Below are 15785 nucleotides of genomic sequence, written 5' to 3' on the forward strand. Positions count from 1 at the left end.
GCCTGCGCCGATTTTCGCCGGAATCACGAGGCATTGTCAATGAGGGGACGATAATGGCCGAACCGACCCGCCGCCGCGGCCGCCCGCGCAGCGCCCCCGACGCCTCGGGGACGATCCAGGCGCTGGACCGCGCGCTGGACATCCTGGACCTGCTGGCCGGCCATCCGGGGCTGACCCTCTCGGAGGTGGCCGAGAAGATGGACCAGTCCCCCTCGACCGTGCATCGCGTGCTGCACACGCTGGCAGCGCGCGGCGTGGCCGAGACCGATCCGGCCACGCAAAGCTGGCATATCGGGCCGGCGACCTTCCGGCTGGGATCGGCCTTCATGCGCCGTTCGGGCATCGTCGAACGCGCCCGCCCGATCCTGCGCGCGCTGATGGAACATACCGGCGAAACCGCCAATCTGGGCATCCTCAACGGCGAGGCCGTGCTGTTTCTCAGCCAGATCGAGACCCAGGAAACCATCCGGGCCTTCTTCCCGCCGGGCACGAGGTCGCCGCTGCACTGTTCGGGGATCGGCAAGGCGCTGCTGGCCTTCGGCCCGCCCGCGACCCTGGAGGGACTGTTGCGGCAGGTGCCGCTGAAACGCTTTACCGACCGCACCCTGACCACCGCCGAGGCGCTGGAGGAGGACATGGCCCGCATCCGCCATCGCGGCTTTGCCTTCGACGACGAAGAGAAATCGCGCGGCATGCGCTGCATCGCCGCACCGGTCTTCGACTTCAGCGGCGAGGCGGTGGCCGGCATCAGCGTCAGCGGCCCCAGCCACCGCATCGGCCACGAGCATGTCAAGACGCTGGGGGCGGCGGTGGCCGCCGCGGCGGGCGATCTCAGCCACGCGCTTGGCGCCTGACCGGCGCTGCGCCGGTCAGGGACGCAGGCTTTGCCGGGCCAGCGCGGCGATCAGATCGGTGCGTGTGACGATGCCGACCAGCCGGCCATCGTCCAGCACCGGCACCGCGTCGCAGCCGCCCTCGGCCATCGGCGGCAGCAGCGCCCCGACCGGCGCATCGGGCGCGACCACCGGCACCTCCGCGGCCATGATGTCGCGCGCGGCCAGCCCGGCGGGTGCCGTCCGGCCGAACAGTCGCGCCATCGACTCGCGGAACCCGCGCCCGGCCCGCGATGCGTCCTCGCCGGCGCAGCGGATCAGGTGCAACTGGAAGATCACGCCCAGGAATTCGCCGCCGGGCATCACCACCGGGATCGAGGTGAAGCCATGCTGGCGGAACAGCGCCGCCACCTCGCGCAATGCGGTGCCGGGGCCGACCGTCACCAGGTCGCGCGACATGATGTCGGCGGCGCGGATCGGGCCGGCCCGCTGACCCGCCGCCTGCATCTCGGCGGCGGCGATCAGCCGGGCCAGGTCCTCGACGCCCAGGTTCAGCGCCTGGCGATAGCGGCCGAGGATCGCGTTCAGGTCGGCCTCGCTCAGCCCCAGCCGCTCGGCCGGTTCCGGGTCGCCGGTGCCGTGGCTGTTGCGATCCTCGAACTGGCGGAACGGATAGTGTCGCCCGGTCGGGCGCCCGTAGAGGATCGCCGCACCGACCAGCGCCGCCGTGCCAAGGGCCACCGGGCACAGCGCGAACCACCAGCCCAGATCCAGCACCGGGCCGGGGCTCATCGCGGCGGTCATGGCCACGGCGCCGCCCGGCGGGTGCAGCGCCCGGCACAGGATCATCGCCGCGATGGCGACGCCCACCGCCAGCGCGATGCGGGCCAGCGGATCGGCGATCAGCAGGCAGGCCGCGACGCCCACCAGCGCCGAGACGGCGTTGCCCACGATGGCGGTGAAGGGCTGCGCAAGCGGGCTGCTGGGCACCGCGAAGACCAGCACCGAGGTCGCCCCGAAGGGCGCGATCAGGTAAAGGCCGAGCTGTGGATCGACCACCGGCGACAGCAGCACGACCCCGGCGGCCCCCAGCCCGAGGGCCGCGCCGAAGCCCGCGCGCAGGGCCTCGGCAGGGCGCCCGGCCGGCACCGCCGGGCCAAGCGCCCTGATCGCGCGCCGCAGAAACTGGCTCATTCCCGCGCGTCCGTGATGTGACCTGATGACATGTGCGGCTGCTTATCCTGCAGGCATCGTGGCGGCAAGCCGGCCGGACGAAAGCTGCAAGGGCGGCGACCGGTCGCCCGGCCGCCGCCCCCGCATCGCCCCCTCAGGGGCATCGCACCGCGATCAATGCGCGCCGAAGAAGGCGAACTTGATCACGAACATGCCCGCCACGATCCAGGTCGCCGGATGCACCTGCCCCGCCTTGCCGGTCAGCAGCTTGATCACCGCATAGCTGATGAATCCGAAGGCCAGCCCGTTGGCGATCGAATAGGTGAAGGGCATCGCCAGCGCGGTCAGCACCGCGGGCGCGCTTTCGGTCACGTCGCCCCATTCGATGTCGGACATCTCGCGCACCATCAGCGTCGCCACATACAGCAGCGCCGGCGCCGTCGCATAGGCGGGAACCGAGCCGGCCAGCGGTGCGAAGAACATCGCCAGCAGGAACAGCAGGGCCACCACCAGCGCGGTCAGCCCGGTGCGCCCGCCCGCCTGCACGCCCGAGGCGCTTTCGACATAGGCGGTGGTCGACGAGGTGCCCAGCAGCGAGCCCGCCGTGATCGCGGTCGAATCCGCCAGCAGCGCGCGGCCAAGGCCCTTGTTGGTGTGGGCCGGGCCCTCGGTCAGCAGGCCGGCGCGCTTGGCCACGCCGATCAGCGTGCCGGTCGCGTCGAACACCTCGACCAGCACCATCACCAGGATCACCTGGAAGATGCCGTAGGTCAGCGCGCCCGCCAGGTCCAGCTGCATGAAGGTCGGCGCGATCGAGGGCGGCATCGACATGATGCCGCCGAACTCGCTGACGCCCAGCAGGATCGCGGCCACCGTGATCACCAGGATGCCGATCAGGATGGCGCCGGTCACCTTCATCGCGTCCAGCGCGATGATGATGAAGAAGCCCGCGATCGTCAGCAGCGTGCCGGTGGCGGTCAGGTCGCCCAGCGTGATCAGCGTGGCCGGGCTGTCCACCACGAGGCCCGAGCTTTGCATGGCGATGATGGCCAGGAACATGCCGATGCCGGCGGCGATGCCGCTGCGCATGGAATGCGGTATGCCCGCGATCAGCCAGCGTCGCAGGCCAGTCACGGTCATGAACAGGAAGATCATCCCCGAGATGAACACCGCGCCAAGCGCCTGCTGCCAGGTAAAGCCCATCGCACCGACCACGGTGAAGGCGAAGAAGGCGTTCAGCCCCATGCCGGGCGCCATGGCGATCGGCCAGTTCGCCCACAGCCCCATGATCGCCGAACCGATGGCGGCGGCAAGGCAGGTGGCCACGAAGACGGCATTGCGATCCATGCCGGTGCTGGACAGGATGTCCGGGTTGACGAAGATGATATAGGCCATCGTCAGAAAGGTGGTGATCCCGGCGATCACCTCGGTGCGGACATTGCTGCCATGCTCCGACAGCTTGAAGTAGCGTTCCATGAAATCCTCCGCGCGGCTCTCCCCGGCCGCGATGAGGTAGGATACGGTCGGCCGGTCAGGCGCAACAATCAGCCCGAAACCGGAAGTCTTTCAATGGCCAATTGAAACCGTCCCCGATCTTTGTCGATTCATTGATACAGAATTCTGCTGTTGCCCGCTTGCCCGGCAGGCCCGCACGCGGTTTGCTGTGACGGACCCAGCCAGACCGGAGGACAGGCAAGATGCGCTACAGCCGCGACATGCGAGGATATGGCGAGACGACCCCCGATCCGCAATGGCCCGGCGGCGCCAGGATCGCCGTGCAGATCGTCGTGAACTACGAGGAAGGCGGCGAGAACAGCATCGAGCATGGCGATGCCGCCTCCGAGGCCTTCCTGTCCGAGATCATCGGCGCGCAGCCCTGGCCCGGCAAGCGGCACTGGAACATGGAATCGATCTATGATTACGGCGCGCGCTCGGGCTTCTGGCGGCTGCACCGGCTGCTGAAGGACATCCCGGTGACGGTCTATGGCGTGGCGACCGCGCTGGAACGCTGCCCCGAGCAGGTCGCGGCGATGCAGCAGGCGGGCTGGGAGATCGCGACCCACGGGCTGAAATGGATCGACTACCGCGACATCCCCCGCGAGGTCGAGGCCGAGCATATCGCCCAGGCGATCGAGCTGCACACCCGCGTCACCGGCGAACGGCCGCACGGCTTCTACCAGGGCCGCACCTCGATGAACACGGTCGAACTGGGCTGCGAGGAAGGCGGCTTCGCCTATCTGGCCGACACCATCGCGGATGAACTGCCCTACTGGCATGTCCATCAGGGCCGGCCGCAGCTGATGGTGCCCTACACGATGGACGCCAACGACATGCGCTTTTCCAGCGGCCAGGGCTTCGGCACCGGCACGGATTTCTTCGACTACCTGCGCGACAGCTTTGACATCCTCTATGCCGAGGGTGCGGCGGGTGCGCCGAAGATGATGTCGATCGGGCTGCATTGCCGGCTTGCCGGGCGGCCGGGCCGGGCCATGGCGATCCAGCGGTTCCTGGACCATGCGCGCAGCCATGACGGCGTCTGGTTCGCCAGCCGGCTGGACATCGCACGCCACTGGGCCGAGCATCACCCCTACCAGCCGCGCGACCGCGCCTCGCAGATGGATCGCGATGCCTTCGTCGCGAAATTTGGCGGCATCTACGAACACTCGCCCTTCATCGCCGAACGGGTCTGGGACGCCGAGATGGGCGCAGTCCATGACAGCGCCGGCGGCCTGGCCGGGCGGATGGCGCAGGTCTTCCGCGCGGCCAGCGATGCCGAAAGGCTGGGTGTCCTCGTGGCCCACCCCGATCTGGCCGGCAAGCTGGCGGCGGCCAAGCGGCTGACCGCCGAAAGCACCCAGGAACAGGCCAGCGCCGGCCTGGATGCGCTGACCGACGCCGAGCGCACGGAATTCACCCGCCTGAACGACGCCTATACGGGCAAGCACGGCTTTCCCTTCATCATCGCGGTGCGCGACCACGACAAGGCCAGCATCCTGGCCGCGATGCAGGCCCGCGTCGACAACGACACCACCACCGAGCGCGCCGAGGCCGAACGCCAGGTCATGCGCATCGCCGAGCTTCGCCTGAAAGAGGTGCTGAAATGACCGACCTGCCCCCGCAAGGCGCCCCCACCGGCGACATCGCCGTCGTTCCCCAGCCCCAGACCCAGCCCGGCCGCTATGCCGGCCCGGTCGCGGGCCTGCCGCCGCAGACCGGGATGACGACCGACACGGCCGTGTTCACCGATGCCTATGCGGTGATCCCGCGCACGGTCATGCGCGACATCGTCACCAGCTATCTGCCGGGCTGGCAGGGAATGCGGATGTGGATGCTGGCCCGGCCGCTGTCCGGCTTTGCCGAGACCTTCAGCCAGTACATCGTCGAGCTGGCCGAGGGCGGCGGCAGCGATGCCCCCGACGACGACCCCGAGATCCAGCACGCGATCTTCGTCACCGGGGGCGAGTTGCGCGTCACGATTGCCGGCACCGACCACCTGCTGCGCGCCGGAGGCTTTGCCTATGTGCCGCCCGGCACCGACTGGAGCCTGCGCAACGTGACCCCGGGAAACACCGGCTTTCACTGGTGGCGCAAGCGCTGGCAGCACTGCGAAGGCACCGCGCGTCCCGACCCGATCATCGCGCAGGAACAGGACATCGCCCCCTCGATGATGCCCGACACCGACGGCGCCTGGGGCACGACGCGCTTCATGGACCCGGCCGACCTGCGCCACGACATGCACATCACCGTGGTGACCTTCAAGCCGGGCGGCTCGATCCCCTTCGCCGAAACGCATGTGATGGAACACGGGCTGTTCGTGCTGGAGGGCAAGGCCGTCTACCGGCTGAACCGCGATTGGGTCGAGGTCGGCCCGGGCGACTTCATGTGGCTGCGCGCCTTCTGCCCGCAGGCCTGCTATGCCGGCGGGCCGGGGCCGTTCCGCTATCTGCTCTACAAGGACGTGAACCGCCACGCGACGCTGTGGCCGAACCGCTGAGCGGCGCCGCAGCCACCTGATCCCGGCGGGCCGGCCGGCGGCGCCCTGCCCCGCACCCGCCGCCCCAGACGCGCAACCCCAGACGCGCAACCCCAGACGCGCAACCCCAGACGCGCAACCCCGCCCTCCGTTCCGGACGGCGGGGTTGCGACATTGCGGCGATCGGGGCTATGAGGCGTCAAACGCATGGACCCGGTGAGATTCCGGGTGGCTCTTCCGGCCGCTGATCCGCCGGATAACCCGAACCTCACCACCAACGCGCCGAAACGGCGGGAACCGCGCCGCTTCGGTCAGGAACGGACCCTTCATGTTTTCATTCGACAGCTACCGGCGCCAATGGACCGGCAACATCCGCGCCGACATTCTGTCCGGGCTGGTCGTGGCGCTGGCGCTGATCCCCGAGGCAATCGCCTTTTCGCTGATCGCGGGGGTCGATCCCAAGGTCGGGCTCTATGCCAGCTTCTCGATCGCCGTCATCACCGCGATCGCCGGCGGGCGTCCCGGCATGATCTCGGCCGCGACGGCCGCGACCGCGGTGCTGATGGTGACGCTGGTGCGCGATCACGGGCTGCAATACCTGCTGGCCGCGACGGTGCTGGCCGGCCTGATCCAGATCGGCTGCGGGCTGCTGAGGCTGGGCTTCGTGATGCGCTATGTGTCGAAATCGGTGATGACCGGCTTTGTCAACGCGCTGGCCATCCTGATCTTCATGGCGCAACTGCCCGAGCTTGACCCCCGGGTGGTCGGCCCGCTGACCTATGTGCTGGTCGCGGCGGGGCTGGCGATCATCTATCTGTTTCCCCTGCTCAGCAAGGCCGTGCCCTCCCCGCTGGTGACGATTATCGTGCTGACGACGCTGACCCTTGCCCTTGGCCTCGACGTAAGGACGGTGGGCGACATGGGCGCCCTGCCCGACACCCTGCCGGTGTTCCTGATCCCCGACATCCCGCTGACCCTCGAGACGCTGGCCATCATCCTGCCCTATGCGGTCGCGGTCGCCATCGTCGGTCTGCTGGAAAGCCTGATGACCCAGAACCTCGTGGACGAGCTGACCGACACGCGGTCGGACCGCAACCAAGAATGCATCGGCCAGGGACTCGCGAACAGCGCCACGGGCTTCATCGGCGGCATGGCCGGCTGCGCGATGATCGGGCAGTCGATGATCAACGTGAAGTCCGGCGGCCGCGGGCGGCTGTCCTGCCTTGTCGCGGGGGTGTTCCTGCTGATCCTCGTCGTGGGGCTTGGCGATCTGGTCAGCCGCATCCCGATGCCCGCGCTGGTGGCGATCATGATCATGGTGTCGATCGGCACCTTCTCGTGGTCGTCGCTCGGGGCGCTGCGGACGCATCCGCGATCCTCCTCGGTGGTGATGCTGGCGACGGTGGCTGCGGTCGTCTATACCCACAACCTCGCCATCGGGGTGCTGGTCGGCGTGCTGCTGTCGGGGATCTTCTTCGCGGCCAAGATCGCGCAGCTGTTCCGCGTCACCTCGACCATCTCGGATGACGGTCGCGAGCGGCGCTATCTGGTCGAGGGGCAGCTGTTCTACGGCTCGGTCGAGGATTTCATGGCCGCCCTCGACTTCCGCGAGGCGCTGGAGCGCGTGGTGATCGATGTCAGCCGGGCGCATATCTGGGACATCAGCTCGGTCCAGGCGCTGGACATGGCGATCATGAAATTCCGGCGCGACGGCGCCGAGGTCGAACTGGTCGGCCTGAACGCGGCCTCGGAAACCATCGTCGACCGGCTGGCCATCCATGACAAGCCGGGTGCGCTGGACCGGCTGACGGCACATTGAGAAGGGAGCGCCTCGGATGGACAGGATCATCGCCCTCGTAGATGCCTCGCAATACGCCGCGTCGGTCTGCGAACACGCCGCCTGGATCGCGCAGCGCACCGGGGCGCCGGTCGAACTGCTGCACGTCATCGGCCGCAGGCAGGGCGGGGCGCCGCAGGACCTGTCGGGCTCGATCCGGCTGGGCGCACGCACGGCACTGCTGGAGGAACTGGCGGCCCTGGACGCGCAGCGCGCCCGCGTGGTCAACGCACAGGGCCGGGCGATCCTCGACGATGCCCGTGCGCTGGCCGAGGCTGCCGGAGCCGGCAGCGTCACCACCCGGCTGCTGCAGGGCGACCTGGTCGAGACCGTCGCCGGCCTGCAGGACCAGACCCGCGTCGTCGTGATCGGCAAGCGCGGCGAGGCGGCGGATTTCGCCACGGCCCATCTCGGCTCGAATGTCGAACGCGTGGTCCGCATCAGCCAGAGGCCGGTGCTGGTCGCCTCGCGCGCGTTCCGCCCGATCGGCCGCGTGCTGGTCGCCTTCGACGGTGGCGCCTCGGCCCGCAGGGCGGTGGCCGCCATGGCCGAAAGCGCGCTGTATCGCGGTCTTGCGCTGCACCTCGTCAGCGTCGGGGCGACGGATGACGGGCGCCAGCGCCAGATGGACGAGGCCGCCGCGCAGCTGCGCGGCGCCGGCCTGCAGGTCGAGACGCGACAGATCGAGGGCCAGCCCGAGACCGTGCTGGCACGGCTGGTCGAGACCGAGGGTTTCGACATGCTGGTGATGGGCGCCTATGGCCACAGCCGCATCCGAAGCCTGATGGTCGGATCGACCACCACCGAGATGGTCCGATCCTGCAAGGTGCCGGTGCTGCTGTTCCGTTGACCCGGGACGGGTCCGGCCCACAGCCGGCAGGACCGGCCTAGCGCTTGGCGGCCAGGCGGCGCGAATTGGCGCGGGTGCGCTTGCCATAAGGGCGAAGGGCTGCGGACATGACGCGGTCGGCACTGGCCCCGCGGCTGGTCGCCTGGGCGATGGCGAACAGCGATTCCGACGCCGCCGCCTGCTTTTCGGCGACCATGCGGAACGGCTCGCCCGGGGCCTGCGCGACAAGGCCCATCATTCCGGCCATGCGCAGGCCGATGATCATCTGCGATTCGACCACGATCCGTGTCATCTGCATCATCAGGCGGTAGGGCGCCACCGCCGGGCTCGCGGCCATTCTGAATGTCATCGTCCACTTCCTTTCGCTGCCCAGCGGGCTGTCGCGACATATTGCGAGACCCTTATATGAGACCGCAAGCTGGACTTTGGAACAGTCGGTCAGTTTTTCCGCTGCCCGCTTGGCAAGCCGCGCGGGCCGTGTATAGAGGCAGGCCATGACCGACAGCATCGTTCTTCGCCGCCCCGACGACTGGCATCTGCATCTGCGCGATGGCGCGATGCTGGCAGCCGTTGCGCCTTTCTCTGCCGGCTTCGGCCGCGCGATCATCATGCCGAACCTCGTGCCGCCGGTGGTGACCGGCGCGCAGGCGGCGGCCTATCGCGACCGGATCCGCGCCGCGCTGCCCGAATCTGCGGCCTTTCGGCCACAGATGACGCTGTATCTGACCGACACCACGGAACCGGACGACGTGGTGGCCGCCCATCGCGACGGCATCATCGCCGCGGTCAAGCTGTATCCGGCGGGCGCCACGACCAACTCGGCCAGCGGCGTGACCGATGTCGACCGCGTGCGCCCGGTGCTGGAGGCGATGGCCGAGGCCGGAATTCCGCTGTGCGTGCATGGCGAGGTGACCGATCCCGCGGTCGACATCTTCGACCGCGAGGCGGTGTTCATCGATCGCGTGCTGGACCCGCTGCGCCGCCGCACCCCCGGCTTGCGGGTGGTGATGGAGCACATCACCACCGCCGAGGGCGTCGCCTATGCGCGCGCGGGCGGCCGCGATCTGGGCGCCACGATCACGACACATCACCTGGTCATCAACCGCAACGCCATCCTCGCCGGCGGCATCCGGCCGCATTACTACTGCCTGCCCGTTGCCAAGCGCGAGACCCACCGGCTTGCGCTGCGCGAGGCCGCGACCTCGGGCGAGGCGCGGTTCTTCCTCGGCACCGACAGCGCGCCCCATCCCGACAGCGCCAAGCTGCAGCCCTGCGGCTGTGCCGGCTGCTTCACCGCGCCGAACACCATGTCGATCCTTGCGCAGGTGTTCGACGACGACGGCGCGCTGGACCGGCTGGAAGCCTTTGCCAGCCTCAACGGCGCCGCCTTCTACGGCGTGGCCCCGAACGAGGACCGCATCCGCCTGACCCGGCGCGAGACCCCGGCCGATTATCCCACCAGCATCGCGGCGGGTGACGAGGTGGTGACGGTGTTCGATCCGGGCTTCCCGCTTTACTGGCATCTGGAGGACGCATGAGCCTGCCCTACCCCACCCGCGAGGAAATCGCCCGCCTCAGCGCCCGGATGCTGCTTGAGATCAGGGCCGTCGATTTCAACGCCGCCCAGCCCTTCACCTATGCCTCGGGCCTCAAGGGGCCGACCTATGTCGATTGCCGCCGGATCATCAGCTTTCCGCGGGTGCGCGCCACGCTGCTGGACTTCATGGCCGCGACCGTGATGCGCGATGCGGGCTTCGAGGCCTTCGACAACGTGGCCGGCGGCGAGACGGCGGGCATCCCCTTCGCGGCGATGGTCGCCGAACGGCTGGCCCTGCCGATGACCTATGTGCGCAAGAAGCCCAAGGGATACGGCCGCAACGCCCGCATCGAGGGGGTGATGACCGAGGGCCAGCGGGTGCTGCTGGTCGAGGACCTGACCACCGATGGCGGCAGCAAGCTGTCCTTCGTGGACGCGATCCGCGACACCGGCGCGACCTGTGCGCATACCGCGGTGATCTTCTATTACGGCATCTTCCCCGAGACGACGCAGCGGCTGGCCGATCACGGCGTCGCGCTGCATCACCTGTGCACCTGGTGGGACGTGCTGGCCGAGGCCCGCGCCGCAGGCAGCTTTGACGAGGCGACGCTGGACGAGGTGCAGGCCTTCCTCTCCGATCCGCGAGGCTGGCAGGCGGCGCATGGCTGACGCCCCACTTATCCACAGCCTGTCCACAGATCCGCCCACCGCTTTCTGGGGCGGCGGGATACCCCGCCGCCGCCGCTTGGGCTAGAAGGGACGGCACAACCAGAACACGGGACAGGGCAGATGAGCGGTTTGCGCGCGATCATTCCGGGGCAGCAGGCAGAGGGCGAGGAGACGGGCGCGATCCCCTTCTCGCTGGAGGCCGAACAACAGCTGCTGGGCGCGCTGCTGACCAACAACGACGTCTTCGACCGGGTCAGCCAGATCATCCGGCCCGAGCACTTCTACCACCCCGTCCACGCCCGAATCTTCGAGATCTGCGCCGAACGCATCCGCCGCAACGCGCTGGCCAGCCCGGTCACCATCAAGGCGTTCATGGAGCATGACGAAGGGCTGAAGGAACTGGGCGGCGCCCCCTATCTGGCGCGGCTGGCCGGCGCCGCGATCAGCGCCTACGCCGCCCGCGACTACGCCCAGATGATCCGCGAATTCGCCCTGCGCCGCGAGTTGATCCAGCTGGGCCAGGACATCTCGGCCCGCGCCTCGACGGTCGAGGTCGACGACGATGCCGAGGAACAGATCAAGGCCGCCGAACAGACGCTGTACAAGCTGGGCGAACAGGGCGTGGCCGAGCGCGGCTTCCAGTCCTTCCTGAAGGCGGTGACCGGCGCGGTCCAGGCCGCCAACGCCGCCTATCAGCGCGACGGCAAGCTGTCGGGCATCTCGACCGGGCTGGTCGATCTGGACGCGAAGATGGGCGGGCTGAACAATTCCGACCTGATCATCCTCGCCGGCCGCCCCTCGATGGGCAAGACCTCGCTGGCCACCAACATCGCCTTCAACATCGCCAAGGCGCACAGGACGGGCGAAAGGCCCGACGGCTCGACCGGGTCGGTCGAGGGCGGCGTCGTCGGGTTCTTCAGCCTCGAGATGTCGGCCGAGCAGCTGGCCGCCCGGATCCTGTCCGAGGCCGCCGAGGTGCCCTCGGAACGCATCCGCAGCGGCAACATGGACGAGGGCGAGTTCCGCCGCTTCGTCGAGGCCGCCCATGCGCTGCAGAACTGCCCGCTGTATATCGACGACACGCCCGCCCTGCCGATCAACCAGCTTGCCGCCCGCGCCCGCAAGCTGAAGCGCACGCACGGGCTGGACGTGCTGATGGTGGACTACCTGCAACTGCTGAAGGCCGCGACCGCCAAGGACAGCCGCGTGAACGAGGTCAGCGAGATCACCCAGGGCCTGAAGGCCGTCGCCAAGGAACTCAACATCCCCGTCATCGCCCTGTCGCAGCTGTCGCGGCAGGTCGAGAACCGCGAGGACAAGCGCCCGCAACTGTCTGACCTTCGCGAATCCGGCTCGATCGAACAGGACGCCGACATCGTGATGTTCGTGTTCCGCGAGGAATACTACAAGGAACGCGAGAAGCCCTCGGACGCCGATCTGGACGCGATGGCCAAGTGGCAGCAGGTCATGGAGCAGGTGCATGGCAAGGCCGAGGTGATCCTCGGCAAGCAGCGCCACGGCCCGATCGGCACGGTCGAGCTGTCCTTCGAGGGCCAGTTCACCCGCTTTGGCAACCTTGCGAAGGACCGCCAGAGCCAATGGGACTGAGCCTGCCGGTTCCGGTCGCCACGATCGGGTTGCTGATCGCCTCGAACGTCTTCATGACCTTCGCATGGTATGGGCACCTGAAGTACAAGGCGGCGCCGCTGCTGGCGGTCATCGCGGTCAGCTGGCTGATCGCGCTGCCCGAATATGCATTGCAGGTCCCGGCGAACCGCCTTGGCCACGGCCAGTTCAGCGCCGCGCAGCTGAAGACCATCCAGGAGGTCATCAGCCTGTCGGTCTTCGCGCTGTTCTCCTGGCTGTATCTGGGCGAGAAGCTGGGCTGGCAGCATGCGGTGGGCTTCGGACTGATCTGCCTCGGCGCATGGTTCGTGTTCCATGACTGGACCTGACCGCACCGCGCCGCACGCCCTGACCCTTGTCGCGCTGGCCGGGGTGGCGGCGCTGTCGATGAACGTCTTCCTGCCCTCACTTCCTGGCATGGCGCGGGATTTCGACGTCGACTACGCGGTGATGCAGCTGTCGGTCTCGGCCTATATCGGGGCCAGCGCGGTGCTGCAGCTGCTGGGCGGACCGGTCAGCGACCGCTTTGGCCGCAGGCCGGTCGCGCTGGCCGGGCTGGGCATCTTCGTGCTGGCGACGCTGGGCACGCTGCTGGCCCCCGATGCGACCAGCTTTCTGGTGTTCCGGCTGATCCAGGCCGCCGTGTCGGTCTGCATGCTGCTGTCGCGCGCGGCCGTGCGCGACATCTACGAGGGCGAGAAGGCGGCCTCGATGATCGGCTATGTCACGATGGGCATGGCGGTGGTGCCGATGGTCGCGCCGGTGATCGGCGGCATCCTCGACGAGGCCTTCGGCTGGCGCGCGAATTTCGCGATGATGGGGCTTCTGGGCGTCGGCACGCTGATCCTCGTCTGGCGCGACATGGGCGAGACGGTGCGCGACGGCGGTCTGCCGATGCGCGACCAGGTGCGCAACTACCCCATCCTCGCACGCTCGCATCGCTTCTGGGGCTATTGCCTCGCGGCCACGCTGTCCTCGGGGTCCTTCTTCGCCTATCTCGGCGGTGCGCCCTTCGTGGGCGAGCATGTGTTCCACCTGTCGCCCGCGCAGGTCGGCTATTTCTTCGCGGCCCCGGCGACAGGCTATCTGATCGGCAACTTCCTGTCGGGCCGCTACACCGTGCGGATCGGGCTGAACCGGATGGTCCTGATCGGCGCGGTCATCTGCCTCGTGGCGCTGTCGCTGTCGCTGGCGCTGCTGCTGCTGGGTGTGGTGCGGCCGGTCATCTTCTTCGGCGCCATCGCCTTCATGGGCCTCGGCAACGGCCTCGTCATGCCCAACACCAATGTCGGCATGATGAGCGTCCGACCCGAGCTTGCCGGCACCGCCAGCGGGCTGGGTGGCGCGCTGGCGGTCGCGGGCGGCGCGGCGCTGTCGGCGCTGGCCGGGGCGCTGCTGACACCCGGCGCGGGCGCGACGCCGCTGCTGGTCATCATGTGCGCCTCGGCCAGCGGGGCGCTGCTGGCGATCCTGTGGGTGCTGCACCGCGAAAGACAGCTGGCGCGGGTCGGCTAGGCAGGCGGGCCCGGGGGCGGCGGCACACCCAATCTTAAGCCTTTTGCGCCATGCTTGCCGGCATGACCCGATTCCGCGCGCCGACCCCCTGCATGCCGCGACCGTCGCGCCCCGCGCGGCGCGGACGCGTGGCGGGGCTTGCCCGCCGGCCTTTGCAAAGGCTAGAGCCTTCTTTGCAAAGCAGGGGGGCGATCATGGCGACGCAGAAGATCTATGCAGGCACATCCCTGCGCGAAACCCGCGCGCGGGCCGGGCTGACTCAGCGGCGGCTTGCGGAACGGCTGGGTGTCTCGCTGCCCTATCTGTCGCAGATGGAGAACAACCACCGGCCGATCTCGGCGGGGGTTCTGCTGCGCCTGGCGCAGGAATTCGGCATCGACCTGACCACCCTCGCCTCGGGCGATGCCGAGCGCATGGTCATCGACATGCAGGAAGCACTGGCCGACCCGCTGTTCGACACGCAGCCGCCGCTGGCCGATCTGCGCCTTGCCGCCACCAATGCGCCGGTTCTGGCACGCGCCTTCCTCGACCTCTACCGGGCGCATCGGCAGGGCCAGGAAAGACTGGCAGCGCTGGACGAGGCGATCGGGGCCGCCGGCCAGAACACCCTGTCGACCCCGTGGGAGGAGGTGCGCGATTTCTTCCACTATTGCGACAACTACATCGACGCCGTGGACCGCGCCGCGGAACGCTTTGCCGCGCCCGACGGCCGGCGGCGCGATCTCTGGCCCGAGGCGGTCGCGGCGCTTGCCGCCAACGGCATCGGCGTCTCGCTGATGGAACTGCCGGCGAACGCGGTGTTCCGGCGCCAAGGCGAGGAGTTGCAGGTGAATGCGGCCGCCGAGGCATCGACGCGCCTGTTCCAGCTGCTGCATCTGGTGGCGTTGGAACGTCATGCGGACCTGATCGAGGCGACTCTGGACCTCGCCCGGTTCCGCAGCGAGACCGCCCGGCAGGTTGCGCGGCTGGGGCTGGCCAACTATTTCGCGGGGGCTGCGCTGATGCCCTATCGCCCGTTCCTCGCGGCCGCGCAGGCCGAACGGCACGATCTGGAACGGCTGGCGCATCTCTTCGGTGCCTCGCTGGAACAGGTGGCCCACCGGCTGTCCACCCTGCAGCGGCCGGGCGCGAAGGGGGTGCCGTTCTTCTTCGTGCGCGTCGATCAGGCCGGCACCATCACCAAGCGCCATTCCGCCACGCGGCTGCAATTCGCGCGATTCGGCGGCGCCTGCCCGCTGTGGAACGTGCATCGCGCCTTTGAACAGCCTGGGCGTTTCCTGCGCCAGCTGGCCGAAACGCCGGACGGGATGCGCTACCTGCTGCTGTCGCGCGACGTGTCGAAACATGCCGGCGCCTTCAACGCGCCGGTGCGCCGCTTTGCCATCGGGCTGGGCTGCGAGGTCACCCATGCCGGCGGGCTGGTCTATGCCGACGGGCTGGACCTCGCCAAGCCCCGCGCCTTCGAGCCGATCGGCATTTCCTGCCGGATCTGCCCGCGCCCCGACTGCCACCAGCGTTCGGTGCCGCCGATCGACCGGCCGCTGCGCATTCCCCCGGACAGAAACGGACCCCTACCCTATGAGATTGCGTGACGACTTCGCCACCGCGCGCGCCACGGCAATCGCCGCCGCCGCGGGGGCCTCGGCGGAAACCTGCCCGGCAAGGCATGTATCCGCGCATCTGCAGCGTGTGCGCCACCTCGCGAGTTGCAAAGAAGGCACAGACCCTGTTTACCCCGGTTCAATTGGAACCTGCGCCCTCCCGATGAAACG

14 protein-coding genes and 1 other annotated feature are annotated in these 15785 nt (G+C 68.8%); of the genes, 11 read left to right on the top strand and 3 right to left on the bottom strand.

What is annotated here, in order from left to right; genetic code table 11:
* The first annotated feature begins 53 nt into the window (after positions 1-53).
* Positions 54-854, top strand: a complete 801-nt coding sequence (bhcR, locus tag Q5Y72_RS00165) for an HTH-type transcriptional regulator BhcR (RefSeq protein ID WP_305961446.1) — start codon at positions 54-56, stop codon at positions 852-854.
* A gap of 15 nt (positions 855-869) precedes the next feature.
* Here the strand turns inward: bhcR and Q5Y72_RS00170 are convergent, their stop codons facing one another.
* Both Q5Y72_RS00170 and Q5Y72_RS00175 read right to left on the bottom strand, forming a co-directional pair.
* The gene (locus Q5Y72_RS00170; RefSeq protein ID WP_305961447.1) at positions 870-2027 is read right to left on the bottom strand and encodes an HPP family protein; all 1158 of its coding nucleotides are present in this window, start codon (positions 2025-2027) and stop codon (positions 870-872) included.
* Positions 2028-2180: 153 nt separating this feature from the next.
* Positions 2181-3482: an NCS2 family permease gene (locus tag Q5Y72_RS00175; RefSeq protein ID WP_305961448.1), complete on the bottom strand. Its 1302-nt coding sequence runs from the start codon at positions 3480-3482 to the stop codon at positions 2181-2183.
* A 221-nt stretch (positions 3483-3703) separates the two neighbouring features.
* On the opposite strand from Q5Y72_RS00175, the gene puuE reads away from it, so the two are divergent.
* From puuE to Q5Y72_RS00195, 4 genes are all read left to right on the top strand, one after another.
* Positions 3704-5110: an allantoinase PuuE gene (gene puuE / locus Q5Y72_RS00180; RefSeq protein ID WP_305961449.1), complete on the top strand. Its 1407-nt coding sequence runs from the start codon at positions 3704-3706 to the stop codon at positions 5108-5110.
* Complete coding sequence (locus Q5Y72_RS00185) at positions 5107-6000, top strand: bifunctional allantoicase/(S)-ureidoglycine aminohydrolase (RefSeq protein ID WP_305961450.1); 894 nt, start codon at positions 5107-5109, stop codon at positions 5998-6000. The genes puuE and Q5Y72_RS00185 overlap by 4 nt, the downstream gene beginning before the upstream one ends.
* Before the next feature lie 185 nt (positions 6001-6185).
* Positions 6186-6241: a sequence feature (sul1 is cis-regulatory element that is thought to sense ions involved in sulfur or methionine metabolism; They are found in Alphaproteobacteria), on the top strand.
* Positions 6242-6307: 66 nt separating this feature from the next.
* Positions 6308-7798, top strand: coding sequence for a SulP family inorganic anion transporter (locus tag Q5Y72_RS00190; RefSeq protein WP_305961451.1), 1491 nt, complete (start codon positions 6308-6310; stop codon positions 7796-7798).
* A 16-nt stretch (positions 7799-7814) separates the two neighbouring features.
* The gene (locus Q5Y72_RS00195) at positions 7815-8666 is read left to right on the top strand and encodes a universal stress protein (protein ID WP_305961452.1); all 852 of its coding nucleotides are present in this window, start codon (positions 7815-7817) and stop codon (positions 8664-8666) included.
* Between the two features lie 37 nt (positions 8667-8703).
* Here the strand turns inward: Q5Y72_RS00195 and Q5Y72_RS00200 are convergent, their stop codons facing one another.
* Entirely contained in the window at positions 8704-9015 is a 312-nt protein-coding gene (locus Q5Y72_RS00200) for an antibiotic ABC transporter (protein ID WP_305961453.1), read from the bottom strand.
* Positions 9016-9160: 145 nt separating this feature from the next.
* Between Q5Y72_RS00200 and pyrC the strand changes: the two genes are divergently transcribed.
* The 6 genes from pyrC (at position 9161) to Q5Y72_RS00230 (ending at position 15605) form a co-directional block, all read left to right on the top strand.
* Positions 9161-10204, top strand: coding sequence for a dihydroorotase (gene pyrC / locus Q5Y72_RS00205; protein ID WP_305961454.1), 1044 nt, complete (start codon positions 9161-9163; stop codon positions 10202-10204).
* Complete coding sequence (locus Q5Y72_RS00210) at positions 10201-10872, top strand: orotate phosphoribosyltransferase (RefSeq protein WP_305961455.1); 672 nt, start codon at positions 10201-10203, stop codon at positions 10870-10872. The genes pyrC and Q5Y72_RS00210 overlap by 4 nt, the downstream gene beginning before the upstream one ends.
* Before the next feature lie 120 nt (positions 10873-10992).
* Positions 10993-12480 carry a replicative DNA helicase gene (locus Q5Y72_RS00215; RefSeq protein WP_305961456.1) on the top strand — a complete coding sequence of 496 codons (1488 nt, stop codon included), beginning with the start codon at positions 10993-10995 and terminating at the stop codon, positions 12478-12480.
* A complete protein-coding gene (locus Q5Y72_RS00220) occupies positions 12471-12827 on the top strand; it encodes a DMT family protein (RefSeq protein ID WP_305961457.1) in 357 nt (118 codons plus the stop codon). The genes Q5Y72_RS00215 and Q5Y72_RS00220 overlap by 10 nt, the downstream gene beginning before the upstream one ends.
* On the top strand, positions 12814-14013 hold the full coding sequence (locus Q5Y72_RS00225) for a multidrug effflux MFS transporter (RefSeq protein ID WP_305961459.1): 1200 nt from the start codon (positions 12814-12816) through the stop codon (positions 14011-14013). The genes Q5Y72_RS00220 and Q5Y72_RS00225 overlap by 14 nt, the downstream gene beginning before the upstream one ends.
* A gap of 194 nt (positions 14014-14207) precedes the next feature.
* Positions 14208-15605, top strand: a complete 1398-nt coding sequence (locus tag Q5Y72_RS00230; protein WP_305961460.1) for a helix-turn-helix domain-containing protein — start codon at positions 14208-14210, stop codon at positions 15603-15605.
* Positions 15606-15785 lie beyond the last annotated feature (180 nt).

The organism is Paracoccus spongiarum, assembly GCF_030732095.1.
Classification (GTDB): domain Bacteria; phylum Pseudomonadota; class Alphaproteobacteria; order Rhodobacterales; family Rhodobacteraceae; genus Paracoccus; species Paracoccus spongiarum.

Bases quoted from the DNA above. Each gene is read 5' to 3' on its own strand.
- bhcR (WP_305961446.1), top strand. From the start codon at position 54: ATGGCCGAACCGACCCGCCGCCGCGGCCGCCCGCGCAGCGCCCCCGAC.
- Q5Y72_RS00170 (WP_305961447.1), bottom strand. From the start codon at position 2,027: ATGAGCCAGTTTCTGCGGCGCGCGATCAGGGCGCTTGGCCCGGCGGTG.
- Q5Y72_RS00175 (WP_305961448.1), bottom strand. From the start codon at position 3,482: ATGGAACGCTACTTCAAGCTGTCGGAGCATGGCAGCAATGTCCGCACC.
- puuE (WP_305961449.1), top strand. From the start codon at position 3,704: ATGCGCTACAGCCGCGACATGCGAGGATATGGCGAGACGACCCCCGAT.
- Q5Y72_RS00185 (WP_305961450.1), top strand. From the start codon at position 5,107: ATGACCGACCTGCCCCCGCAAGGCGCCCCCACCGGCGACATCGCCGTC.
- Q5Y72_RS00190 (WP_305961451.1), top strand. From the start codon at position 6,308: ATGTTTTCATTCGACAGCTACCGGCGCCAATGGACCGGCAACATCCGC.
- Q5Y72_RS00195 (WP_305961452.1), top strand. From the start codon at position 7,815: ATGGACAGGATCATCGCCCTCGTAGATGCCTCGCAATACGCCGCGTCG.
- Q5Y72_RS00200 (WP_305961453.1), bottom strand. From the start codon at position 9,015: ATGACATTCAGAATGGCCGCGAGCCCGGCGGTGGCGCCCTACCGCCTG.
- pyrC (WP_305961454.1), top strand. From the start codon at position 9,161: ATGACCGACAGCATCGTTCTTCGCCGCCCCGACGACTGGCATCTGCAT.
- Q5Y72_RS00210 (WP_305961455.1), top strand. From the start codon at position 10,201: ATGAGCCTGCCCTACCCCACCCGCGAGGAAATCGCCCGCCTCAGCGCC.
- Q5Y72_RS00215 (WP_305961456.1), top strand. From the start codon at position 10,993: ATGAGCGGTTTGCGCGCGATCATTCCGGGGCAGCAGGCAGAGGGCGAG.
- Q5Y72_RS00220 (WP_305961457.1), top strand. From the start codon at position 12,471: ATGGGACTGAGCCTGCCGGTTCCGGTCGCCACGATCGGGTTGCTGATC.
- Q5Y72_RS00225 (WP_305961459.1), top strand. From the start codon at position 12,814: ATGACTGGACCTGACCGCACCGCGCCGCACGCCCTGACCCTTGTCGCG.
- Q5Y72_RS00230 (WP_305961460.1), top strand. From the start codon at position 14,208: ATGGCGACGCAGAAGATCTATGCAGGCACATCCCTGCGCGAAACCCGC.